This is a genomic window from Streptomyces sp. OR43 (assembly GCF_008042275.1).
Lineage (GTDB): Bacteria > Actinomycetota > Actinomycetes > Streptomycetales > Streptomycetaceae > Streptomyces.
The window spans coordinates 3,563,566-3,587,907 of record NZ_RDBK01000043.1 but is presented as its reverse complement, the minus strand read 5'-3'; the positions used below and the strand labels follow the sequence as shown (position 1 = coordinate 3,587,907).

General features: G+C 71.2%; 20 protein-coding genes. 11 read left to right on the top strand and 9 right to left on the bottom strand.

Annotation, left to right across the window (positions count from 1 at the left end):
* Positions 1–43 precede the first annotated feature (43 nt).
* The 5 genes from EAO72_RS35355 to EAO72_RS35330 all read left to right on the top strand — a co-directional run bounded on the left by EAO72_RS35355 (position 44) and on the right by EAO72_RS35330 (position 4,893).
* Positions 44–517, top strand: a complete 474-nt coding sequence (locus EAO72_RS35355) for a MarR family winged helix-turn-helix transcriptional regulator (RefSeq protein ID WP_148021113.1) — start codon at positions 44–46, stop codon at positions 515–517.
* A 218-nt stretch (positions 518–735) separates the two neighbouring features.
* Positions 736–2,328 (top strand): MFS transporter, encoded by a 1,593-nt coding sequence (locus tag EAO72_RS35350; RefSeq protein ID WP_148021112.1) that lies wholly within the window; start codon positions 736–738, stop codon positions 2,326–2,328.
* 631 nt (positions 2,329–2,959) lie between these two features.
* Positions 2,960–3,286, top strand: coding sequence for a plasmid stabilization protein (locus EAO72_RS35340; RefSeq protein WP_148021111.1), 327 nt, complete (start codon positions 2,960–2,962; stop codon positions 3,284–3,286).
* 67 nt (positions 3,287–3,353) lie between these two features.
* Positions 3,354–3,560 carry a hypothetical protein gene (locus EAO72_RS35335; RefSeq protein WP_148021110.1) on the top strand — a complete coding sequence of 69 codons (207 nt, stop codon included), beginning with the start codon at positions 3,354–3,356 and terminating at the stop codon, positions 3,558–3,560.
* A 133-nt stretch (positions 3,561–3,693) separates the two neighbouring features.
* Entirely contained in the window at positions 3,694–4,893 is a 1,200-nt protein-coding gene (locus tag EAO72_RS35330; protein WP_410090557.1) for a cytochrome P450, read from the top strand.
* Positions 4,894–4,968: 75 nt separating this feature from the next.
* Here the strand turns inward: EAO72_RS35330 and ligD are convergent, their stop codons facing one another.
* From ligD to EAO72_RS35305, 5 genes are all read right to left on the bottom strand, one after another.
* Complete coding sequence (gene ligD / locus EAO72_RS35325) at positions 4,969–5,901, bottom strand: non-homologous end-joining DNA ligase (protein WP_148021108.1); 933 nt, start codon at positions 5,899–5,901, stop codon at positions 4,969–4,971.
* 205 nt (positions 5,902–6,106) lie between these two features.
* Positions 6,107–6,598 (bottom strand): hypothetical protein, encoded by a 492-nt coding sequence (locus EAO72_RS35320; RefSeq protein WP_148021107.1) that lies wholly within the window; start codon positions 6,596–6,598, stop codon positions 6,107–6,109.
* The gene (locus EAO72_RS35315; protein WP_148021106.1) at positions 6,595–9,084 is read right to left on the bottom strand and encodes a molybdopterin oxidoreductase family protein; all 2,490 of its coding nucleotides are present in this window, start codon (positions 9,082–9,084) and stop codon (positions 6,595–6,597) included. Before EAO72_RS35315 ends, EAO72_RS35320 begins: the two co-directional genes overlap by 4 nt.
* A gap of 122 nt (positions 9,085–9,206) precedes the next feature.
* Positions 9,207–10,457, bottom strand: coding sequence for an amidohydrolase (locus tag EAO72_RS35310; protein ID WP_148021105.1), 1,251 nt, complete (start codon positions 10,455–10,457; stop codon positions 9,207–9,209).
* Between the two features lie 9 nt (positions 10,458–10,466).
* Positions 10,467–11,933, bottom strand: coding sequence for an aminotransferase class I/II-fold pyridoxal phosphate-dependent enzyme (locus tag EAO72_RS35305; RefSeq protein WP_148021104.1), 1,467 nt, complete (start codon positions 11,931–11,933; stop codon positions 10,467–10,469).
* A 281-nt stretch (positions 11,934–12,214) separates the two neighbouring features.
* Here EAO72_RS35305 and EAO72_RS35300 point away from each other — a divergent pair, with 281 nt between their 5' ends.
* Both EAO72_RS35300 and EAO72_RS35295 read left to right on the top strand, forming a co-directional pair.
* Complete coding sequence (locus EAO72_RS35300; protein WP_148021103.1) at positions 12,215–13,312, top strand: carboxylate-amine ligase; 1,098 nt, start codon at positions 12,215–12,217, stop codon at positions 13,310–13,312.
* Between the two features lie 69 nt (positions 13,313–13,381).
* Entirely contained in the window at positions 13,382–14,866 is a 1,485-nt protein-coding gene (locus tag EAO72_RS35295) for an MFS transporter (RefSeq protein WP_148021102.1), read from the top strand.
* Between the two features lie 309 nt (positions 14,867–15,175).
* Here the strand turns inward: EAO72_RS35295 and EAO72_RS35290 are convergent, their stop codons facing one another.
* Positions 15,176–16,063, bottom strand: a complete 888-nt coding sequence (locus EAO72_RS35290; RefSeq protein WP_148021101.1) for a universal stress protein — start codon at positions 16,061–16,063, stop codon at positions 15,176–15,178.
* Between the two features lie 518 nt (positions 16,064–16,581).
* The gene (locus EAO72_RS35285) at positions 16,582–17,211 is read right to left on the bottom strand and encodes a type III effector protein (protein ID WP_148021100.1); all 630 of its coding nucleotides are present in this window, start codon (positions 17,209–17,211) and stop codon (positions 16,582–16,584) included.
* A 126-nt stretch (positions 17,212–17,337) separates the two neighbouring features.
* Between EAO72_RS35285 and EAO72_RS35280 the strand changes: the two genes are divergently transcribed.
* Positions 17,338–17,772: an Hsp20/alpha crystallin family protein gene (locus tag EAO72_RS35280; RefSeq protein ID WP_148021099.1), complete on the top strand. Its 435-nt coding sequence runs from the start codon at positions 17,338–17,340 to the stop codon at positions 17,770–17,772.
* Between the two features lie 97 nt (positions 17,773–17,869).
* Positions 17,870–18,259, top strand: coding sequence for a DUF2267 domain-containing protein (locus EAO72_RS35275; protein ID WP_148021098.1), 390 nt, complete (start codon positions 17,870–17,872; stop codon positions 18,257–18,259).
* Between the two features lie 289 nt (positions 18,260–18,548).
* Here EAO72_RS35275 and EAO72_RS35270 read toward each other — a convergent pair whose 3' ends face one another.
* The gene (locus tag EAO72_RS35270; RefSeq protein WP_148021097.1) at positions 18,549–20,807 is read right to left on the bottom strand and encodes a catalase; all 2,259 of its coding nucleotides are present in this window, start codon (positions 20,805–20,807) and stop codon (positions 18,549–18,551) included.
* Between the two features lie 418 nt (positions 20,808–21,225).
* Here EAO72_RS35270 and EAO72_RS35265 point away from each other — a divergent pair, with 418 nt between their 5' ends.
* Both EAO72_RS35265 and EAO72_RS35260 read left to right on the top strand, forming a co-directional pair.
* Complete coding sequence (locus EAO72_RS35265; RefSeq protein ID WP_148021096.1) at positions 21,226–21,669, top strand: SRPBCC family protein; 444 nt, start codon at positions 21,226–21,228, stop codon at positions 21,667–21,669.
* A 60-nt stretch (positions 21,670–21,729) separates the two neighbouring features.
* The gene (locus tag EAO72_RS35260; protein WP_148022214.1) at positions 21,730–23,343 is read left to right on the top strand and encodes a phytoene desaturase family protein; all 1,614 of its coding nucleotides are present in this window, start codon (positions 21,730–21,732) and stop codon (positions 23,341–23,343) included.
* 163 nt (positions 23,344–23,506) lie between these two features.
* Here the strand turns inward: EAO72_RS35260 and EAO72_RS35255 are convergent, their stop codons facing one another.
* A complete protein-coding gene (locus EAO72_RS35255) occupies positions 23,507–24,289 on the bottom strand; it encodes a VOC family protein (RefSeq protein ID WP_187285318.1) in 783 nt (260 codons plus the stop codon).
* Positions 24,290–24,342: the final 53 nt, after the last annotated feature.

The window sequence follows — 24,342 nt, the reverse complement described above, 5'->3', positions numbered from 1 at the left end:
GATATTTTGACATAGCTATCTCTGGATACCTAGAGTCGTGGTCATGCCCCGCCCCAGCAGGTTCGTACAGGACGTCGACCACGTAGCCGCCGAGCTCGTGTCGTGCCTGCCTGCGCTGGCCCGGGCCGTGGAGCGGCAGATCGGTCCCCACGTCGAGCACCCCAAGCCGTCCGAGGCGCAGATCGCCCTGCTCCGTCACGTCGAGGCCAACGACGGCGTGACGGTGCGCAGGGCGGCCGAAGCGCTGCTGATGAAGCCGAACAACGTGAGCGCGCTGGTGACCCAGCTGACCGAGCAGGGCCTGCTGGAGCGCCGGCCGGACCCTGCCGACAAGCGCATCGCGCACCTGCACCTCACCTCGACCTCGCGGCAGCAGCTCACCGAGGTCCAGAACCTGATGAGCGGCCTGGTCGCCGGGGCGCTCCAGACCATGACCGAAGGCGAACTGGACGCTCTCGGATCGGCGTTGGGTGCGCTGCACGCGCTCAACGACCGCCTGCATCCCCTCAGTCACTGACTCGCACAGCCGGCCGCCCCGGACTCCCCGGGCTGTCGCGCCCGTAGTCGTACGAGTCGCACGGGCCGCTTCCGCGTGCCGACGGGATGAAACCGCTCCCCCACCGCGTCCGGCCTTTCCCAGGCCCCGGATGCCGCTTCGCCATGCGCGGACGGCCGGCCCCGTCCGCGCATGACACCCGACACACACCCGACATCTCACGAAGGACAGACACCTTCATGCCCTCCGACGTCCTGAACTCCCCGGCTCCGCCCGCGCGTGCGGTCCCTGAGGAGAAGCCGCGCGGCCGCCGCGCGAACCCGTGGCTGACACTCGTCGCCGTCGCCTTCGGCCTCTTCATGGTCGGCCTCGACGGCTCGGTCGTCTCGATCGCCAACCCGGAGATCGGCCGGGACCTCAACGCCTCCACGGCCGACCTCCAGTGGGTCACCAACAGCTACCTGCTCGCCCTCGCCGCCGCGCTGATCCTCGGCGGCAAGCTCGGCGACCGTTTCGGCCGCCGCACCTTCTATCTCGTAGGAGTCGCGGGATTCACGGTCGCCTCCGTGGCCATCGGCCTCTCGGGATCCATCGAAGGCGTCATCGCGTTCCGCGCGCTCCAGGGCTTCTTCGGCGCACTGCTGATGCCCAACACCCTGGGCATGCTGCGCGCCGTCTTCCCGCCGAAGAAGTTCGGCATGGCGGTCGGCATCTGGGCCATGGTGTCCTCCGTCTCCACCGCGCTCGGTCCGATCGTGGGCGGCCTGCTCGTCGAGCACGTCAACTGGGAGTCGGTCTTCTACATCAACGCGCCCATCGGCGTCATCGCGCTCGTCTTCAGCATCGTCGTGCTGCCGCAGAGCAGGAACACCAGCGCCGCAGGCGAGAAGTTCGACATCCCGGGCGTCGTCCTGCTGGCGCTCGGCCTTCTCGCGGTCGTCTTCGGCGTCGTCAAGGGCGAGACCTGGGGCTGGACTTCGGCCGGCACGCTGGGGACCATCATCGGCGGCGTGCTGATCCTGCTGCTGTTCGGCCGCTACGAGACACGGGTCGCGCACCCCCTGTTGCCCATGCGTCTGTTCCGTAACCCGGCGCTGACCATCGGCACCGTCATCACCGCGCTGAACTTCTTCGTCCTGCTCGGCATGATCTTCTTCGTGATGCTGTACCTGCAGAACGTGCGGGGCTTCACTCCTGTCCAGGCCGGTGTCCGCACGCTGCCGCTGAGCCTCGCTTCGGTCGTGGCATCGCCCCTGGGCGCCGCGCTGACCCAGAAGTTCGGCCCCCGGCTCACGATGCCGCTGGGTATGGCCCTCCAGGCGGCGGCCTGCTTCGCGATGCTCGGGTGGGGTGCCGACTCGTCCTACACCGCCATGTGGCCCCCGTTCATCGCACTCGGACTGGGCGTCGGCATGGTGATGGCGTCGTCCTCCGACGCGATCGTCGGGAACGCGCCGGTCAAGGACGGCGGAGTCGCCGGCGGCCTCCAGGCGACGGCGCTGCAGATCGGCGGCGCGCTGGGCACGTCCGTCCTGGTCTCCCTGATCAGCAGCCGCGTCGGCTCCACCCTGACCGGCGAGCTGACCTCGTCCGGGGTTCCCGCCGATGCGGCCCATGGGCTGAGCGAGGCGAAGGACGCCGTGGCGATGGGCGTCGCGCCGGTCTCCGACGGGATGCCGGCGCAGCTCAGGTCCGCGGTCGTCGAGGGCAGCCACCAGGCGTTCATGAACGGCGTGCACACCGCCGTGCTCGTCTCGGGCCTGCTGTGCCTGCTGGGCGCCCTGCTCGCCGTGGTCGGTGTACGGCGCAGTCCCGACGCGGCCGGTCACTGAGAGGCAGGACCGGGCGGCCCGGCCGGGCGACGCGGTCCGGACAGGCCTCCTCGCGCCCGGCCGGGTGACGCCGTCCGGACAGGCCTCCTCGCGCCCGGCCCGCTGACGCGGTTCCGACAGGCCTCGTCAAGCCAGGAGGTCTTCTCGCCCGGGGCCGGACCGCATCACACCGGATGCCCCCGCCCCGGGCCCTGGGCCCGCCGTCCCGGATCCTGTTCCGTGGCACCTCCAGCCGGGTGGGCCAACAGGTGTTCCACCTCACGTGGGCGCAGTCGACGATCGCGGCTACGCAGGTCGGCAACTGCCGGACGCCTTGCGCCGCGGGGCGTCCGGCGTCCAGCCGGGCTGCTCCTTCACCGAGCTGTACGTCAAGCTCTGGGAGCGTCGGCAGCGTGGCGACGAGGCGGGCGGACCTCATCGGCTCCAGGGCTGGTCCTCTGTTCGCGGTAGTCGTGCTCGATGCGCGGGGTTCCTCATCATCCGTTCGGTCGCCGCCTGCTCGCACACCTGCCAGGACTTCAGGTCAGATGGGATCCGTCCGGGTCATGGATGAGAGGCCCGCCGGAGGGTACGCGGAAAACCGTCGGGCAGCCCGCCCGGCGGACCGTATCCGGTTGGGAAGGGGTACGTCATGCCGCAGGGTTCCAGCAAGAAGCGAGAGCGTCAGTACGAGCACATCAAGGAAGGCGCGGAGAAGCGCGGCGCCTCCGAAGGACGTGCGAAGGAGATCGCGGCGCGCACCGTGAACAAGGAACGCGCCCGTTCCGGCGAGTCGAAAACGGCCGGAAGGACGTCCACGCGGGACAAGAAGTCCGCCTCCCAGCGCGGCGGCGAGCGCTCGCACAGTGGCTCTGAGGGGCAGACAAAGGATCAGCTGTACGCGGAGGCCAAGAAGCGCAACATCGACGGCCGGTCGTCCATGAACAAACAGCAGCTGGCCAAGGCCCTCGGCCGCTGACCGACAACCGCAGCGCCCCCGGGCCCGCGGGGCCCGGTCAGTGGGAGCCATGTGATCAAGGAGACCCATGAGCACGCACCACCCCAAGCACGAACCCGCACGGGACGAGGAGCATCCCGCCACGGCCGCCGGCGAGGTTCTGCACGAGGCGGAACAGACCGAGACGAACCTCGTGGACGACGACGGGGAGCGGGGTGGCCAGGACGGCGAGGCTTCTGACGCGCTGTCCCCCAACGAGGACGCGCAAGAAGACGTCCGCCAACGCGGCGCCTGACCGCTGCCCCGGCCGGCTCCGTTCGCAACCCCCGTGCGTACGTACCCGTATGCCCGTGTACCTCTCACCGCCCCGTACCCGGCACGTTCACAGCAGAGGGAGGCTCTACGTGCTCGACAGCACCTTGGCCTTGATGGCCCAGGGATACGCGTGGTTGCCCGACCGTCGTCGCCGCAGCGGCGGCAAGCCGGTGCACTGCCGTCTCTTGGGAAAGAACGCTGTGGCCCTCCACGGCCCCGAAGCGGTGCGCTTCTTCTACGACGAGAGCCACATCGAGCGCCATGGCGCACTGCCGGGCCCCGTCCTCGACACTCTCTTCGGACGCGGGGCCGTGCACACGCTCGACGGCCGCCAACACCGGGTACGCAAATCCCTGTTCATGTCCCTGCTCAAAGACCGCGGCGGACTCGGCTCCCTGGCGGAGCAGCTCAGGGCCGAGTGGGACCTCGCCCGGCAGCGGTGGGCGGGCCGCGACCAGGTCGTGCTCTTCGACGAGTCGAGCCTGCTGCTCACGCGCTCAGTCTGCGGCTGGTCCGGCGTGCCCCTCGACGATGCCGGCACTGAGGAGATGGCCCGCGATCTGGTCGCCATGGTCGACGGCTTCGCCACGCCGGGGCCCCGTCACCTACGGGCCCGCCGTGCCCGCAGCCGTCAGGAAGAACGTCTGGGCCGGCTTGTCGAGGCGGCCCGCGACGGGACGCAACCGGCTCCCGCGGGTTCGGTGCTTGCGGCCGTGGCCGCCCACCGTGACGCCGAGGGCCAACCGTTGGACCCGGATACCGCGGCGGTCGAGGTCCTGAACGTGCTCCGCCCGACGGTCGCTGTCACCTGGTTCCTGACCTTCGCCGCGCATGCCCTGCACCGCTGGCCGGGACACCGCGAGCGCCTCGCCGCCGGCGACGCGGCCTACGCCCGCGCCTTCGCCCACGAGGTCCGACGGTTCTATCCCTTCGCGCCCTTCGTCGGCGGGCTCGCCGCAGCCGATCTACGCTGGGATGGGCAGGACATTCCGGTCGGCAGCATGGTCCTGCTCGACCTGTACGGGCAGAACCACGACCCGGGCCTCTGGCCGGAGCCGTACACGTTCGACCCGGGCCGTTTCGTGGGTCACGAGCCCGACCGCGACGAACTGGTGCCCCAGGGCGGAGGCGACCCCGCCACCAACCACCGCTGCCCCGGGGAGGACGTCACGCTGACGGTCCTCGAAACCCTGGTCCCTCTGCTGGCCGGACTGCGCTACGACGTGCCCGCCCAGAACCTGGGCATTCCGCTGCATCGCATGCCCACGGCACCACGAAGCGGCTTCGTCATGACGCCCATGCCCCCGGTGTAGCCGTTCGGGACGGGCCGGGCCTCTGCCCGGCTGCAGAGGCTGCCGCTCGTGTACGGGCTCTCTCCATGAGGGAGGTCAGTCCCGGCGCGCGGCACCCGCGCTCCGTGCCGGCCCTCGCAGGCGCCGGTTCGCCGCGGTCACGCCGCGGCCGCGGCGCCCGAGCCCCTCCCACGGGTCCTTCTCCAAGCGGTCACCGAGGTCGGTCACCGTCCAGCGGCGTGCGGTCACTTCGGGGTCGTCCAGTTCGTCCCAGTCCAGCGGGACCGCCACGGGCGCGCCCGGCCTGGACCGGACGGCGAACGGCGCGACCACGGTCTGGGCGTAGCCGTTGCGTGCGACGTCCAGGTACAGGCGTCCCTTGCGGGCGTCCTTGCGGGGCTCGGTCGTCAGCTCCTGCTCGTACCGCGAGGCAAGCGTCCCGGCCATGGCGCGGGCGAGCGCCAGCACGTCGTCGGCGTCATCGCGCCGGTTCAGCGGTACGACGACGTGCAGCCCCCGTGAGCCTGTGGTCATCAGGCCCGAGGGGAGGTCCAGCTCCTCGAGCAGTTCGTGCAGGCGGTGCGCCGCTCGGCGTACGGGCGCGAAGTCGTCGGCGGGCGGGTCCAGGTCGAAGACCATGCGGTCGGGCCGGCGCGGTTCGTCGGCGCGGCTCAGCCAGCGGTGCGGGGTGATGCACGCCTGGCCCGCGAGATAGACCAAGGTCGCGGTGTCGTCGCAGACCACATGCGTGACCTCGCCGTCTTCCTTGGCGACCGTGGCACGATGGATCCACTCGGGAAAGTAGCCGGAGACCTCCTTCTGATAGAAGCGGTCTCCGTCGATGCCGTCCGGCATCCGCTCGAGCATCAGGGGCCTGCCGCGCAGCTCGGGCAGCATCCGCGGCGCCACACGCCGGTAGTGCTCGGCGAGATCGGCCTTCGTGATGCCGTCCCTCGGGAACAACACCTTGTCGGCCCGCTTGACGTTGACCTTGCGTCGCCCGATCCGTAGCTCGACGTCTGGACTCACTCCACCGCCTCCTCCTTCACACCCGTGCGTCCTTCCTCCGGGTATCCGTGATCCGCGGCCCCACACCTGCGGGGCAAGGTATTCCCGCTGCCCCCGCGATCACGACGAGGCGTTCGATGAGCGCCGGCCGGACATCGCCGCGGCAACGATCGCTTCGCCGGAAGACCGGCCCGGCCGGCGACACCGAGGTGTGCGGCCGGGCAGGTCAGAGACTGGTGAGGACTTGGGGTGAGAGATTCTTGATCATGGTGTTGGACCAGCGCATCTGCCGCAGGGTCCGGGGGTGGCAGGACGATGCCAGGTCCAGCAGGCGCGTGTCCTTCGTTGCCTGCCCCGCCTGGGCGAGCATCTCCCAGTACAGGGAGTTACCCACTGCGGCGAGGTGGATACCGCGCAGATCCTTCAGCAGGAGGAGACCTGGCTCCGGCCGGGCATCCATGGCTTCGGCGGTCTTCTCACGAATCGCCGGCATCAGGCCGGATGTGGACGCGTGCGCGGGACCGTCGAGAGCCAGGCCGTAGTGGCCGGCTGTCTCCGCGAGGCGGACGCAGGCCTCGTTCGACCAAGTAACCAGGTCCATGGCGAGGTGGTGGATCTCGTGCTCGGTGATGTGGCGTTCGGCGACGACGGCCAGTTCCTTGGCCAGGTGCCGCTCTCCGTGGTGCAGCGCGCGCAGGGTGAGGTTGATGCCGTTCACTGTGCGCCTCCGGCGGTCTCGTGCCGGTACGTGCCGGTTGTCTCGGTGACGCGGGCTGTGGCGCCGCCTCGGGTGGGGCGGACGCCGGCCGCACGGGAGGGCGCGGACGCTGTGGTCGTGGGCGCCGGCGCCGGACGGCCGGAGCTCCTCTCCAGCAGGGTGACGGCGGCCGCGGCCGTCTTGAACAGCGGCTGTTTGGACACCGGGTCCCAGTCGGTGACGGTGGTCTCGTTCGCCGCGCGCGGCGGGGTCGAGTCGTCCGGTCCCGAGCCGGAGTCCGTGTCCCAGTAGCCGTAGTGGAAGGGGACGAACAGCAGGCCGGCCCGGATGTCGGTGATCCTCAACCGCCCTCGCAGGGCGCCACGCGGACTGGTGACCTCGACGAGGTCGCCCTCGCCGAGCTCCCGGGCTTCCGCGTCGGAGGCGGAGATCTCGACCCACACGTCGGGGGCCGCGGCGTTCAGTTGGGGCACGCGGCCCGTCTTGGTGCGGGTGTGGAAGTGGTAGAGGGTGCGTCCGGTCGTCAACTGGAAGGGATAGTCGTCACTCGGCCACTCGTGCGGCGGGAGGTACTCGGCGGCCTTGATCACCGCCTTGCCGTCCGGGTTGAGGGAGCGGTACTCGACCGCTGTGACGGACGCCCCGGTGACGAGGTCCTTGCCGTAGGACTCGCACACGTCGGCGTGCGCCCAGGTGATGCCGTCGGTGTACAGGCGGTTGGTTCCCTCCGGCGCCTGCTCGTTGCAAGGCCACTGGATGCCGCTGCCGCCGCGGAGCAGCCCGTAGGTGAGGCCGGTGTAGTCGCAGGGCCGCCCGGCGCTGCAGCGCTTCCACGCCTCGAACGCGGACTCCGGATCGTGCCAGGAAATCAGCGGTGCGCCGTCCTTGTCCCGGAAGTCCATGCGCTGCGCGTAGTCGAGGAAGATGTCGAGGTCCGGCCTCGCCTCGCCCGGCGGCTCCACGGCCTTGTCGGACAGATGCACGGTGCGGTCCGCGTTGGTGAAGGTGCCGGTCTTCTCGCCCCATGTAGCCGCCGGCAGAACCACGTCCGCCAGTTGAGCCGTCTCCGTGAGGAACAGGTCCTGGACGACGACGAACAGCCGTTCCTGGGACAGGATCGAACGGATCCGGGACAGCTCGGGCAGGGACACGGCCGGATTGGTGCCGCTGATCCAGAGCATCCGGATCGAGCCCTGCTCCGCGTACCGGAAGATCTGCATGGCATGGGTGGGCGGGGCGTAATGCGGGATCGTCGAGGGTTCGACGTTCCACACCTTCGCGAGGTCCGCCACCTGCTGGTCGTTCTGCCAGTTCCGGAACCCGGGCAGGTCTCCGTCGGCACCGCACTCCCGGGTGTTCTGCGCGGTGGGCTGCCCGTTCATCTGCAGCACGCCGGCGCCCGGCCGCCCCAGCATGCCGCGCAGCAGATGCAGATTGTTGATCTGCACCGCGGCGGCCGTGGCCTGGTGGGACTGGTAGACACCCTGCAGGACGGTGGACAACAGGCTGTCGGCCGTGCCGAGTACCTCCGCTGCCTCCACGATCCGCGCCGCGGGAACGTCGCAGATACCCGACGCCCACTCGGGAGTACGGTCCTCGACCATCTTCGCCAGCTCCTCGAAGCCGACGGTGTGGGCCGCGAGATAGTCGTGATCGACGCGGCCGGTGCGGATGATCTCGTGCAGGAGCGCGTTGAGCAGCGCCACATTGGTTCCCACGCGCGGAGCCAGGTGCACGGTGGCCGCGCGGGCGACCCGCGTGGGCCGCGGATCCACACACACCAGACGCGGCGGATCGCCTCCCTCGAGCCGGTCGAGGATACGCATCCACTGAACGGGCTGCGTCTCGGCCAGGTTGTGACCGAACAGCGCGATGACGTCGGCGTGGTCGATGTCGTCGTACGTACCGGGCTGACCGTCGCAGCCGAAGGACTCCTTGAGCGCCTCGGCCGCCGTCGACGTACACAGGCGGGTGTTGCCGTCCAGATGGTTGGTGCCGATGCCGGCCCGGGCTGCGACCGCCAGCGTGTAGTACTCCTCCAGGTACAACTGGCCTGACGTGTAGAAGCCGATCGAACCGGGGCCCCGCTCCTGGAGCAGGTCACGCGAACGACCGGCCACGAGCGACATGGCGGTGTGCCAGTCCGTTTCCACGAGCTTTCCGTCGCGACGGACCAGCGGCCTGGTCAGCCGGTCCGCGGAGGCGTTGGCCTGCCAGCCGAACACGTCCTTCGGCCCCAGCCGGCCACGGTTGACACGGTCCACCGCCCGGCCGCGCACACCCACCATCCGGCCGTCCTTGACGGCGATGTCCATGGCGTCGCCGTCGGAATGAAGAATCGAAGCAGCCTGCACCCACCGCTCCACCTCGTCGGGCTCCACACCCGCCGTCAGACGGGCGTCCGTCCGGCAGGGCCACGCGTCACCCCGGGCGTACGGAGTACGGCTGCCCCACGGCTGTGCGATCCGGTCAACCGAAGACTCCATACGTACCTCCCGGTCAGGACCCGCGGCGCCCGTTGCACCGACCGCACATCGGTACCCGCAACGGCCTTCTCGTAACGTCCGGCCATCCGCCTGCCGCGCCACGCCCCGTTCCGCCGGGCCGGTCAGGTGCCCGCCGCGGGCTTCTCCCGCTGCCGCTTCCACGCCATCTCGCTGAACCCCGGTTCGACGAGCAGGTCCGCAGCGGTGCGGGCCAGGGCAAGTGCCGAGGCGAGCATCACGCGACGCGCGCTCTCCCCCGCCGCGGCCTCGGCGAACTCCGGTGTGTGATCCGAATGTCCGGGTCCGAGGATGGCCACGAAAGGATGGATGGACGGGACTGCCGTGCTCACGTTGCCGATGTCGGACGAGCCCAGGAACACTCCGGGCGTCGGCGGGCCCAGGGTGATTCCGGCCGCGCGGAGATGCCGCGCGAACCGGTCGGAGAGCACGTCGTTGTCGCGGAAATGGTGGTATCCCGTGGTGGCTCGCGACGTCTCCGCCGTGGTGCCCGTGGCGTCGGCGGTGCCTTGCGCGCACCGCGTGACCTGCGCGACCAACGCCTCCAGCGCATCCGTGGTCGCCGCGCGGAGGCCGAAGAGGCCTTCCGCGCGCGCCGGGACGATGTTCGTCGCCCGACCGCCGTCCGTGACGATGCCCTGGACATGGCTCCCTGGAGGCAGGCGCCGCTGCAGCACGTTGAGCGCCCCGAACATCTGGACGAGGGCGGCAAGCGCGTCGACGCCGTCGGTGGGGTTCCCGGTGGGGTGGGCGGCGCGTCCGTGGAAGACCGTTCGAAGCTGGATCTGGGCCGTCAGTGGCGCCCGGACCCAGTCGTTGACGCCGGGGTGAAACATCAGGGCGGCATCGACGTCGTCGAAGACACCGGCTGCCACCTGTACTGCCTTCCCTCCGCCTCCTTCCTCGGCCGGCGTCCCCACCGCCATCACTGTGCCCGGCGGGCCCGGCCCCGGTTCTGACCGGAGTGCGCTGTGCAGTGCGAGTGCGGCGCCGAGTCCGGCGGCAGCGATCAGGTTGTGGCCGCAGGCGTGCCCCAGACCGGGCAGTGCGTCGTACTCGAGGAGCAGCGCCACCCGGGGCCGGTTCCCGTCCCCGGCTTCGGCGACGAACGCGGTGCCCATGTCCGCGACCCCGCGGGTCACCGCGAAACCGGCGCGCTCCAGCTCGCCCGAGAGCAGGTCCGCCGCGAAGTACTCCTCGAAAGCGAGCTCGGGATCACGGTGCAGGGCGAGCGCGACGTCCCAGAGACGTGCGGCGCGGTCGGAGACTTCCCGCGTGATCCGGTCGTGGAGGGCGGACAGGGCCGACGGCACCGGGCGGTCCGGCCTTCCGGCAGGTTGCGACGGGCTGGTCATGGCGACAGCTCACTTCTCCACGGCGACGCGCACGCTCCGCACTTCGCCGTCCACCGCGTCGGGGACCACCATGCCGGCGTCGACCCCGCCGCGCAGGTACGCCAGTACCTCCTGGGTCAGCCGCTCGCCGGGCAGCGCGGCGGGGATCCCCGGCGGGTACGGGGTGAGCATCTCGGCACTGATGCGGCCTGCCGCCTTCTGCCAGGACACCTGCTCCGTGGGACCGAAGAAGGCGTCACGGGGCAGCACGACCTGCTCCAGCCGTAGCTCCGCGGGCCCGGGGACATGCATCTCGGGCGCCGGCCGCAGGTCCTCGGCATGCCGGGCGAGGTCCTCGAAGGCGGTGAGCAGCCGCTCCGCCGACTCCTCGTCGTCGGCGTGGGTGAACTGCGCGCTGATCCGGCGATGGTCGCTGAGGTGCAGGTTGACGCGGTGGTGCTCGCGAATCCAGTCCGCCGCGCTGTACCCGGAGACGGCCAGGCCGGTGATGTCCACGATGACCTGCAGAGGATCCATGTCCGCGGCCCGTCCCGGTCCGCAGAAGTCGGTGCGGCCGTGCACACGCATGCCGTCGATCTCGTCGATACGGGACCGCACGCCCGCGACCAGGGACAGGGCATCGTCGTAGAGGGCGCGCCCGTGTTCGACCATCTGCCGCCGCCAGCCGTCCAGCGCCGCGTAGATGAGACTGGACGGACTCGTCGTTCCGAGCAGGTCCTCACGCGAGCTGAGCACGTGCCGGTCCACCAGGTCGCCCTGCAGGTGGAACACGGAACTCTGTTCCAGCCCCGAGCCCATCTTGTGCACCGAGGTGACGCATACGTCCACACCGGCGTCCATGCCCCACGAGGGCAGGTCGGGGTGGAAAGGCAGGTGCGCGCCCCACGCCTCGTCGGCGATCAGCGGCTTGCCGTACCCGTGGCAGACGGCGGAGATGGCGGAGAGATCGGAACAGGTCCCATAGGGAGTCGGGCTGGTGACCAGCGCTCCCTTGGCCTCGGGGTGCTCCCGGAAGGCCGCGTGAAAGGACTCGCTGGAGGGCGGGTGCGTGAGATGCCGGTCGCCGTCCCACTGCGGATCGACCCAGATGGGGCGCACGCCGGAGAGGATGAGCCCCGAGATCACGGACTTGTGCGCGTCCCGGCCGACGAGCAGTGTCTCGTGCGGGCCCGCGACCGACAGCATGGCGGCCTTGACGGAGAGAGAGCTCCCGCACGTGGAGAAGAACGTGTGCTCGGCATCGACGGCGTCCGCCATCAGCGCCTGGGCCTCGGCGAGGACGCCGTGCGAGGAGGTGCGGTCGTCGAGCCCGCTGATGGCGAGTACGTCGGAGTAGAAGACGGCGTCCCCGAGAACGGCGCGGACTCTGGGGTCGGCGCCCCTGCCCTGTTTGTGGCCGGGCGGGGTGAACGGCGTCTGTCGCTCGGCGTGGTACGCCTCGAGTGCTTCCAGAACGGGTGCCTTCGAGTGGTCCATATGTCGTCGCTGCCCGATGGCCCCGGACGGAAACGGAAAGGCGGAGAACTTCGCCCGTCCGGCCCGCTGTCCCGGCCGTCCGCGACATGACGCCGTATCGCCCGCCCCTCGCCGACGCGGAGGCGAGGGTCCGAGACGGTCGTCGCCCACCTGACGGGGCGACCGCTGGACGGGGGCCCCGGCGAGGCCGCCGGAAGACCCGCACGACCGGGCAGGGGGCACGCGCACGGGGTCGTCGTGTCCTGCGTCGATGCCGTGGGCCGACCAGTGAGACTGACCCGATGGAATGGGTCACCTTCGGAGTGGAAGAAGAATACGTGCTGCTCGACCCGGTGACCGGGTTGCCGGTCGCCGCGGGAGAGCAGGTGAGAGCTGCCGCGGGAATGGCCGTGAGTGTCGGGGAGGACGAGGTACAGCCCGAGCTCCTTCAGGTGCAGATCGAGGTGGCCACGCCCGTGTGCGAACGGCTGGAAGAGCTCGGCGGTCATCTGCTGCGGCTCCGGCTCGCGGCCAACGCCGCTGCCGAGGCCCATGGATGCCGGCTCGCCGCCTGCGGCACGCCGCCCCGCAAGGGTTCCTCCGCCCCCGTGACCGAGCTGGCGCGCTTTCGGGCCCTGCGGTCACAGGCTCCTCAGTTGGTGGCCGAGCAACTGATCAACGGAATGCACGTGCACACCTCGGTGCCCAGTCGTGAAGTGGGCGTGGCAGTCCTGAACCGGCTGCGGCCCTGGCTTCCCGTCCTCGTCGCGATGTCCGCGAACTCGCCGTTCTGGGACGGGCAGGACACGGGATTCGCCAGTTGGCGCACGGTTCTCTTCGACCGCTGGCCCGTCAGCGGGCCGCCCCCCGCCTTCGAGGACGCCGCGGACGAAGCACGGCGGATCGAGACGCTCACGCGGAGCGGGATCATCCGTGACACAGGACAGCTGTACTGGCAGGCCCGGCTCTCCGACCGCTATCCGACCGTCGAGGTGCGGTGCTGCGACGTCCAGCTGCGGGCGGACGAGGCCGTCATGTTCGCCGGCATCGTGCGCGCGCTGGTGATGACCGCCATCCGGGCGATCGAAGCGGGAACGCCCGTCCTCCACAGCCCCATGGAAGTGCTCCAGGCGGCCACATGGCAGGCTGCCCGGTACGGCCTCACCGGCCAATTGATCACCGCCACCGGTGCACGCGTCAGCGCCGGTGACGCGGTCGCCCGGCTGATGGAGCACATCACGCCGGTGCTGGACGCCACAGGGGAGACACGGGAGCTCTCCGCACTCGTCCACCGTCTGCTGCGGCAGGGAACGCCCGCCGACCGCCAGCGCAAAGCACTCGCCGAAGGCGGCCTGAGGGCGGTGACCGACCTGATCCTCGCCGACACCACGGCGGACTGATCAGCGGGCAGTGACACCCCGCCACATGTACGGACCCCATGAGCCTTTCCGCTGACGAACGGTGGTGCCATGCCCCGCAGATGGCCCGGCCGCACCATGGCCGGCGCCGCCCGCCGGATCTACGAGCGGGCCGCCGGCCGGGTGGGAGGAGTGGCCTACCTGCAGCCCGTCCTGGTGCTCGCCTCCGTGGTCAGCCTGGACGGGGCCGACAAGGGCACCTTGTCGGTGAACGCGCAAAGCCTGGAGGACGCCTTCGGGATCGGCCATGCGGCCCTGGGCCTGATCGCGTCCATCACCTCGCTGACGGGCGCCGCCTTCACCTTCCCCGTCGGAGTCCTGACCGACCGGGTGGTCCGGGTCCGGCTGCTCGGCGGCAGCGTGATGCTGTGGGCGGTCGCGACCGTCATGTCCGCCGTGGCGCCGTCGTTCACCTGGTTCCTCGTGGCGCGGGCAGCACTCGGTGCGGTCACCGCGACCGCCGGTCCGACGGTCGCCTCTCTGGTCGGTGACTACTTCCCCGCCGGCCGGCGGGCCCAGTTGTACGCCTACGTCCTCATGGGCGAGTTCCTGGGCACCGGGATCGGCCTGGTGGTGACGACCGCTGTGACCTCGTTCGCGTCCTGGCGGTTCGCGGTCGCCTGGCCCGCCCTCCCGGCGATCCTGCTGTCGTGGTACGTGTGGCGTACTCGGGAGCCGACACGGGGCGGACAGTCAGGGACGAGCCGGCCACCCCGCGGAGAAGTGGCCGCGGCTTCCTCCGCATCTGGCGAGGAGACGGTCTCCGCTCGCACACACCGCGCCCATGACGCGGTACGCCGCGTCGTCGTCCAGCACCGGGTCTCTCCTCGCCGCGAGGCGGTTCTGCGGGACGATCCGCGTCACCTGCCGGTGCGCAAGGCCCTTTGGTACGTGCTGCGCGTCCGCACCATCGTGATCATGATCGTGGCCTCGTCCCTGGGCTACTTCTTCTTCGCCGGTGTCCGCACGTTCGCGGTCCTCTTCGCCGGCGAGCAGTACGGCGTCAGCCGTGTACAGGCCAGCGCCCTGATCATCGGGTCCGGAGCGGGAGGCCTCGTGGGGCTGTACATCGGCGGCCGTGTAGCGGACCGGCTTCTGCGGGGCGGCAACCCGAACGGGCGCATCATCGTTCCCGTGGTGTCCCTGCTCGTCTCGCCACTCGCGCTCGTGCCCGCGATTCTCACCTCGTCGCCGCTGGTCGCGCTACCCCTGCTCGTCGTCGGCGTGGCCGCCGTGGCCGCCACCAACCCGCCGATGGACGCCGCGCGCCTCGATGTCGTTCCCTCCGGCCTGTGGGGGACGTCGGAAGCCGCGCGGACCGTCCTGCGCACATGCGGGGAGCTGGCGGCACCACTGGTCTTCGGCTATCTGTCCGCCGACGTCTTCGACGCCGACGGACTGAAATGGACGTTCCTGGTCTGCCTGGCCCCCGTCGTCGCCGCGGGCCTGCTGGGCCTGCTGGCCCTGCGGACCTACCCCCGGGACGTGGCTACGGCGACCGCTTCCGACACCGCTGTGGCGGCGCGTGGGACCTGATCCGCCCGCAGTCGCCGGGAAGCAGCCGATGAAGCCGGCGGGGATGGCGGGAGAAGCCGTGGCTTGCGAACGGGACAACATGACCGACGGCGATGCGCGCCCCGCCGGGCTGGTCCGCTCGGTCCGACGCGCGCGTGACCGGGCTGATCGCCGAACCGGGTGCGGCGCATGGCGGGGCGAGGAGCACGGCTGATCCCTTGCCCGGGGCGACAGGGTGCGGCACAGGACGGTGAGCCGCGGGCCGCGGACACCTTCAGGTGACGGCAGGACGTATCCGCCCGCCACCACGCGTAACGCCTGCGGAGGACGTCATGGCTGGGCCGGCGGGGTCAGAAGCACCGGGCAGTGTGCGTGGTGCAGCACGGCGTGGGTCACGTGGCCCAGGGGCGCACCGACAGGGAGCGACCGGCGGCGGGAGCCGATGACCACGGCATCCGCTTCCGCGGTGGCCGCGACCAGCACGGCGGCCGCGGATGCGGCACGCACGACGTCGTGGGCGACGTCCAGACCTGGTCGCTCCTCACGCAACCGCGCGACGAGCCGTGAGACTTCGGCGCTCTCGGCGGCCGCGAGTCCGGACGGGTCATCGAACATCGTCGCCATGCTGCCGACGTTCTCCAGGAAGATCCACACGCTCACGACCCGCAACGCGGCCCCGCGCCGCAGCGCCAGATCCGCAGCGAGACGTACGGCCTCCCGGTCCCGGTCATCCCGCGCGGCAACCATGACGACCCCGGCCGGCCGGTCGCGTTCACGCGGGGGAACCACGACGGCGGGAACCGTGGCCCGGGCAGCGACGCGCAGGGCGTCGGAGCCCACGAGCAGCCCCAGGAACCCTCCGTGCCCGCGCGTCCCGACGACCACGGTGCCCTGTTGGCCGGCCTGCCCGAGCAGACAGGCGGCGGTGTCGGACGGGCACGAGGCCGTCGAGACCGTGACACCGGGAGCGGTCGCTCCCGCCAGCGCCTCCGCCTCGGCCAGCACGTCGCCCGCGTGGTCCTTCGCCTGCCAGATGCCCTTCACGGACAGATGGGGACGCCTGGATTCGGTCCTGGTGGCGTGCACGACGGTCAGGGGCTGTTCCCTGGAGTCGGCCTCGGTTGCCGCCCAGCGCACGGCCCGGCGGGCGTCCGGTGTGCCGTCGGTCCCCACGACCACGGGCCCGTCCAGCGTCAAACTTCGTCGGTTGTTCTGCATCGTCCCTCCTCGGCAAGGTGGGTACCGCCACCCTCCGCCCCGCAAGGGGCAGTGGGCGTGGTGCGGCAGCGCCGGAACGACGTGCCGAGCCCGCAGTCCGCGGCCCCGTGGCAGGACGTGCCGGGATCATGCCGGGATGTCCCAATGAGGTGCGTGGGTCGCGGACGGCTCAAGTCGGCGGCGCGGGCGAGCCGCAGGCCGTGCTCATCGCAGAGGACATCCGCGTCTCCCCCGGAGCGCGGCAGTCCCGGCGGGTTGCGAACGGCCAACGCCCTTGACCGCCCCTGGCTCTTCGCTGCCCACCCGTCGTTCAGAACGCATCGCGGCTCCTCGTGCAGTGCGTCTGCCTACATTCTCGGCCTGTTCTCAGTCGCAAGCGACGGCTGGGCCCGGCGAGGGCGTGGGATCCGAGGCGGCACGCGTCCGCGGCCGGTCGCTGAGGTCCGGCGGCCGGCTCGAACCACGCCGAGCACCGAGGTCACGGCCCGCGGAGAGCCGACGAGCGTGTGGGCACCGCTCTACACGACCTGACGGAGCTGGTCTGCGCTCTTCGTCATGGTGTCGACGCGGGCGGCGAGGTCGGGGTGGCCGGCCCGGAGAAAAGGCTGAACGACGGCGAGTGGGCCCACGAGGCCGGCGGCGTCGCTGTCCCCGAGGGCTTCGGCGAGACGAGCCAGCAAGGCACCGGCCTCGGTGGGCAAGTCGGTGAGGGCGGTGATCTGCCCGGCGAGCTGGCGCAGGTCCGCGGCGTTGGTACGGGCCCAGGCGATGACGGTGCGGTCCGCGGCGCGGCGACTGCGGGTGGCCCGGACGCGTTGTTCGCCCGTGGCTCCGGGTGCTCCCGGACGTACGCGCAGGTAGCGGCGCTCGGCGGCTTGGCGGCTGGCGACTCCCATGGGGTGGGCCAGGTCGGCCCAGCTCGCCCCTGCGGCGCGGGCAGCCTCGATGAAGCCCGGTTCCCATTGTGCGAGCTGATCGCGCAGCTCCCGCAGAAGGAGCAGCGCGGCCAGGGCCTGGGCCGCGCTGGCCTCTTCGCCCCGCGACCCGGCTCCGGAGGCCCGGGCGGTCCGGATGGTCTCGTCGATGGTGCTCAGCGCCGCGGCGGCGGCGAAGAACGGCGTGTCACGAGCCCCGGGGCCAGCCGCCATGAAGATCCCTTCCCCAACGTCACCCTTTGGACGACATGTGCCTTGTCATCATTTGGATGACATGTTACAACAGAAATCGGACAAACCGCATCGACAGTCCCCTCAGGCCAGTGGAGGTGTTTCGCGATGCTGATGCGCACTGACCCGTTCCGCGAACTCGACCGGCTCGCTCAGCAACTGACCGGCGTGACCGGCACCTGGTCGAGGCCCTCGGCCATGCCGATGGATGCCTACCGCGAGGGCGAGGAGTATGTCATCGCCTTCGACCTGCCCGGGGTCGATCAGGAAGCGCTCGATATCGACGTCGAACGCAACATGCTCACCGTCAAGGCCGAGCGCCGCCCCGTCACGAAGGCGGATGACGTACAGATGGAGCTGTCCGAGCGTCCCCTGGGCGCGTTCTCCCGCCAGGTGGTGCTGGCAGACGCCCTGGACACCGAGCGCATCGCGGCCGACTACGAGGCAGGGGTGCTGACTCTGCGCATCCCGATCGCCGAACGCGCCAAGGCCCGCAAGATCACCATCGGCACGAACTCCGGGCACAAACAGATCAGCGGCTGACTGTCAGGCCTCCGGCCTGCTGCGAAGCGCAGGGCAGGACGCCCTTCTCCCCCGATGTCCTGCCCTGTTCACCCCTCTCCAGAAGGACAGTGCGGTCATGCGATGGGAAGCGTTTCTCAGCACGGTGCAGGAACGAGGTGAGTACGAAACGGCTCAGGAGGCCGAGCGGGCCGCGCGTACGGTTGTGGCACTGCTGGGGGCGCATGTGGTGGGTGAGGTCCGGGCCGAGCTGGCCGCCCGGCTTCCCGAGACCTTCGCCCTGATTCTGCTCAACCCCCTGCAGGCCACGGAGCCGCTCTCTCCGGAGCGGTTCCTGCGGGCAACCGCGGCGTGGATCGAGGGAGCCACCGAACAGACCGCGGCTTGGGACGTCAGCGCCGTGCTGAGCGTGACCGCCGACGCGGCAGGCGAGGAGCTGACCCGCCGGATCCTGCTCCAGCTGCCACCGGGCTACGACTCCTTCTTCGGCCGCCCTCCCCCGAACTGAACCCGAAATTCCGTTCGCCGGCCGCACAGCCGACGCGCAGGGGTGGGCCACCTCTTCCTCGGCCCGGTCGCCGGCCCGCGTACGGCGATCCCTCCGGGAGGCCGGCGTCGGCGGATCACGCGCGGGACGGCGGCCGACCGGGTGCCCGCTGCCCAGCCTCGGCCCTTCCGCCGCCTGCCCCACGCCTGACGGCTTCGGGACTCTCCCGCCGCTCGTCGGCAGGCGGCGCGTGCCAGGCCGTGGGCCTGTCTGCCACCCGGGTGCGCAGGCGGCGGGAGAGTGCGCTCGCCTACGCGCCCGACACCGGGAAGCGCTCCCAGGCCCGGTGGCCGCCCAGGAGCGTGGTGACCTCCCGCACCACCTCCTCGCTCCCGCCCGAGGCGACCCCGGCCGCGTCCGTGGGGACGCCCGCCGCCGTGAGCACCGCGTCCGCGCCGCCCCAGAAGCCGATCGCCTTGCCATGCCGGAACGCCTCGGCCACCAGCATCAGTACCCGCGGATCCGCCGCGGCGGCCGCGCCCTGAGGATCCCCCGCCTTCGCGTCCCGCGCACCGATCGCGTCGGCGCCCGCTCCGGGCACCCCGGCCAGCAGCACGGCGTCGAACTCGATGGACCGGGCGGTGGCGAACGTGCGCTGCACCGTGACCGGATCGCCGTCCGTATCCAGCTTCCCGCCCGCCGGTGCGACGATCAGGGGCACCATGCCGGCCTCCAGGACGGCGCTGCGCGCCGCGCGCACGGCAGCGAGGTCCGCGCTGTCGTCGGCGACGATGCCGACGACGCGGCCGTCCGGGGGCCAGGTCCGTCCCAGCTGGGACAGCGCCGGACTGGGTTCGGGCGACGCCAGGGCCTCTTCGGGCGCGGGGGCCGGCAGGCCGAGCCCCGCGGCCACCCGCTCGCACAGCTCGCCGTCGATCCGCGCGAGAGCCTCAAGACCCCGCCGCTTGACGTTCTCCTCGTAGCACTTGCCCAGTTCGAAGGTGTACGCACCGATGATGTGCTCACGCTCGACGGGCGACATGCTGACCCAGAACAGGCGGGCCTGGCTGAAGTGGTCGTCGAAGGAAGCGGCCGCCTCCCGCACCTTGGCTCCCTCCGCCACCTCCACCGGTACCTCGATGTAGGCGCCGGTGTCCTCCCCGGCGACGAACGGGCAGCCACCGTCCAGCGAATTCGGCCGGTAGGGAGCCACGCCCCGGTGCACCGCCGTCTGGTGCATGCCGTCGCGCAGCATGTCGTTGACCGGCGCGTGCGTGCGGTTGATCGGAAGCTGCGGAAAGTTCGGGCCGCCCAGGCGCGTGAGCTGGGTGTCCACGTACGAGAAGAGGCGCCCCTGGAGCAGGGGGTCATTGGTCACGTCGATGCCGGGCACCAGGTTGCCCACGTGGAAGGCGACCTGTTCGGTCTCGGCGAAGAAGTTCGCCGGGTTGGCGTTCAGGGTCATGAGCCCGATCGGCTGGACCGGCGCCAGTTCCTCCGGGACGATCTTCGTCGGGTCGAGGAGGTCGATACCCTCGAACATCTGCTCGGGATTGTCGGGGAAGGTCTGCACCCCCAGTTCCCACTGCGGAAAGGCTCCGGCCTCGATGGCGTCGGCGAGGTCGCGGCGGTGGAAGTCCGGGTCGACCCCGCTCGTGATCTGGGCCTCCTCCCAGACCATCGAATGGACGCCCAGCCTCGGCTTCCAGTGGAACTTGACGAGCGTCGTCGCCCCCTCCGCGTTGACCAGGCGGAAGGTGTGCACACCGAAGCCCTCCATCATCCGGTAGGAGCGCGGGATGCCCCGGTCGGACATGTTCCACAGCGTGTGGTGCGTCGCCTCCGAGTGCAGGGTGACGAAGTCCCAGAACGTGTCGTGCGCACTCTGGGCCTGCGGGATCTCCCGGTCCGGATGCGGCTTGCCCGCGTGGATGATGTCGGGGAACTTGATCGCGTCCTGGATGAAGAACACCGGGATGTTGTTGCCGACGAGGTCGAACACACCCTCCTCGGTGTAGAACTTCGTCGCGAAGCCGCGGGTGTCACGCACGGTGTCGGCCGAACCGCGCGACCCGAGCACGGTGGAGAACCGGACGAACACCGGCGTCTCCACGTCCTGAGCCAGAAAGGCCGCCTTCGAGATGTTCGCCGCCGCACCGTAACCGCGGAAGACACCGTGCGCGGCGGCCCCTCGCGCGTGGACGACGCGCTCCGGAATCCGCTCGTGGTCGAAGTGGGTGATCTTCTCGCGCAGATGATGGTCCTGCAGCAGGACCGGACCCCTGGGCCCGGCCTTCAGCGAGTGATCGGTGTCGTGGAGGCGTGCCCCTTGCGCGGTGGTCAGGTACGAGCCGCTCTGCGCCATCCGTGCCGGGTTCGCTCCGGTGGCCTGCCCGGTCGGGCTGACCGTCTCGGGCCCGCGCTGGTCCGGTTTCGGCGGCAGGGGCTCGCGGGCCGTGGTCGGCTCGGCCAGGGAGGGATCGGCGCTTGCGGGCTTTCCGGGGATGCCCTCTTCGGGGCCTGACCCGTCCGGCTGCCCGGCAGGGGACTCGGGGCGGTTGTCGCTCATGACTGCTCCATCCGTAGGCGTGGTGCGCGAGAGGCACGAAAGGGCCGGTATCCAGAAACCGGGCGCCGACACAACGAGAGCGTGAATCCGTCCACCGCGCCCAGCCGACCGAGCGCGGATTCTTCCCTCCGCGACAGGCCGGCCGCTCGCTGTGGACTCCGGCGGACGCCGGCGCTCACCCGGCGAGCCGCCCGGGGCCCGGAGTCTGCCCCGTCACCAGTCGTAGCGGAGGCGAGGACGGAGAGCGACAAGAACGGCTCCGTGCTGCGGCAGACGCGTCATCCGGCCGCTCCAATGGCCGTCGCCGTCGTGTCCGGACCCGGATCGCTGCGGAGTGTCGGGTCGCTGCGGGCGGCTTAGGGTGGAAGACGACGCATCACGGATTCTTCTGGCACTCCTGCCGCGTCTGGAGACGCTCATGGCCATACGTCATCAGCTGATCAAGCACCCGCCGTCGGCCCTGTGGTCGGTACTGGAACGGCCGGACCTGTACGGGGAATGGGTGGTCGGCACCTCCGCCTCGCGCCCTGCGCAGGGGCACTGGCCCGAGGTCGGATCCTCGATCGAGTACACCGTGCGGGTCGGTCCGAAGGAGTTCCACGGCCGGACCGTGGTGCGCCGGCTCGAACGCCCGAGCATTCTCGAACTGGAGGCGCACAGCGGCTTGCTGGGTTCGGCGCGCATCGCCTTCGACATCCGGCCATGGGGCGACGAGACGCTGGTGCAGCTCGACGAGCACCCGCTCCGGGGCGCGGGCGGCAGCCTGCACAACGCGGCGGCCGACGTGCTGCTCCAGCTCCGTCACCGGGCCATGCTGGGGCGCCTCGCCTCCGTGGTCGACGAGCGGGCGAGCGACAGCTGACGGTGCACACCGTGGGCGGCGCACCGTCCGGACCGTCCCCCGAGTGAAGGGCCATGGATGATGGCGGACGCGGTGGTCATCGGAAGCGGGCCGAACGGCCTGGTCGCGGCCAATCTTCTCGCCGACGCCGGGTGGAGCGTCGAGGTCTTCGAGAGCCAGGACGAGCCGGGCGGGGCCGTACGCAGCGACCGGGGGGTGCACCCGGACTTCGTGAGCGACCTGTTCAGCGCGTTCTATCCGCTGGCAGCCGCTTCCCCGGTGCTGGCGGGTCTGGATCTGCACCGTGACGGGCTGCGGTGGAGCCGCGCGCCGTCCGTGCTTGCCCATCCCCTGATCGACGGCGACTGCGCGGTGCTCCACGCGGACCGGGCCGGCACCGCGGCCGGACTGGACCGGTTCGTGGACGGGGACGGGGAGGCGTGGACGTCCCTGTGCCAGGTGTGGGACCGGGTGGGCGACGACGTCCTGCGGGCCCTTTTCACCCCCTTCCCGCCCGTGCGTGCCACCGCCGCGCTGGCGGCCCACCTGCGTGCGGCGGACGGCCTGCGCCTCGCCCGGAGCCTGCTCCTGCCGGTACGCCGGCTGGGCGAGGAGGAATTCGCCGGCCAGGGAGGGCGGCTCCTGCTGGCCGGAAACGCGCTCCATGCCGACCTGCCCCCCGAAGCCGCCGGGAGCGGCGGGTTCGGCTGGCTGATGGCCATGCTCGGGCAGCGTTACGGATTCCCCGTGCCCGAGGGGGGCGCCGGCGCCCTGACAGCCGCACTGGTGCGGCGGCTGCGGGCCCGCAACGTCGAGGTGCGCTGCGGCAGCCGAGTGACGGAGGTGGTGGTGCGGCGGGGCCGTGCGGTGGGCGTGCGTACGGAGAACGGTGACGCCGTACGGGCCCGTAAGGCCGTGCTCGCCGATGTGTCGGCGCCCTCCCTCTATCTGGACCTGCTCGCCCCGGAGCATCTGCCGCCCCGCGTCCTCGGCGACCTGCGGCGCTTCCAGTGGGACTTCGCCACGTTCAAGGTGGACTGGGCCCTGGACCGGCCCATTCCATGGAGCGCGGCGGACGCCCGTTCGGCGGGCACGGTGCACGTGGCGGAGGGCGTCGACGAACTCACCCGGTTCGCCGCCCAGATCGCCATGGGGCAGATCCCCGACCGCCCCTTCGTCCTGCTGGGCCAGATGACCACCGCCGACCCCTCACGCTCGCCGCAGGGCACGGAATCGGCGTGGGCCTACACCCATGTGCCGCACCGCGTGAAGTCCGACGCCGGCGAGGAAGGACTCACCGGCCGCTGGAACGCGGCCGAGGCCGAGACGTTCGCCGACCGGCTGGAGCGGCGCATCGAGAGCTACGCTCCCGGGTTCCGGAGCCACATCATGGCCAGACGCCTCCTGCCTCCCCCCGCCCTGGAGGCCGCCGACAGCAACCTTCACAACGGCGCGATCAACGGCGGAACCAGCAGCCTCCATCAGCAGCTGGTGTTCCGGCCCGTCCCGGGCACCGGCCGGCCCGAGACGCCTGTCCGCGGCCTCTACCTGGCGTCCGCGGCCGCCCATCCGGGAGGCGGTGTGCACGGCGGACCAGGGGCCAACGCGGCGCGGGCCGCGATCCGCGCACGGGGCGCCACCGCTCTGATCTCGGCCGGCCGCCGCGCACGCGCCCACCGGGACCCGCTTGGCTGAGCCGAGCGGGTGACGGGACACGCGCGTTCTCCGAACGGTGGTCCCTGCCCGCGCTCTCCTCGCGGCGACCCCGTCATCACCGAGGCGGCAGCGCCCGCCGCCGTGTCGGACACGGACGTGGGGCGCGGCTCCTTCCGGGCGGCCGGTCCTGCCGCGCCGGCCGTCACGTGCGATGTTGGGTGAGGGTGAACAGTCCGCCGCCCGGGTCCTGGAGGACGCCTGAGAACCCTTCGGGCGACCAGGCGGAGGCCGCCGGCCGGGGTTTGCCGCCCCCGGCACCGATGGCGGTGGCCACGGCCCGTTCGACGTCGCCGACGGCGAAGTTGACCAGCCAGCGCGGCCTGGTCTGCGGCTGCGCGGACGTCTGCACGCCGCCGCCGCGCAGGGACAGAGCAGGCCGTCCGTCCCGCTCGACCAAGACGTGATCACGCCGGTACGCGACGTCGATGCCCGGCTGGTCGGCCCAGCCGAAGACCTCTCCGTAGAAGACCGCGGCATCGAACACGTCCCGGGTCTGGAGATCCAGCCGTGCGGGGGCGCTCTCCTCTCCCACCGACCAGGCGGGGCCGGGGCCCTCCCAGAATCCGAACGCCGCCCCGTCGCGGTCGGCGGCCAGTCCTGCCCGCCCCTCGCCCAGGGCCACGGGCCCCACGGCCAGAGTGGCTCCGCGTTCCTGGATGCGGGCGGCCGTCACCGTGGCGTCCCGCACAGCGAAGTACGGTGTCCACACCGAGGGCGGGGTCAGGCCCGGCCGCCGCTCGCCGATGCCCGCCACCGGCCGGCCGCCGACCGATGCCACCAGGAAACCGCTGGCCAGGGAACTCGTCCGGAACTCCCAGCCGAGCACTGCCGCGTAGAAGGTCTGCGCCGCCCGCAGGTCGCCGACCATCAAGTTGACCCAGCACGGGATTCCCGGCACCGGCCCCACATGCTCCGCAGCAGACATCAACCGTCCTTCACCTTCGACGTGGATCACTCTCCCGGACCGGGTTCCCGGGC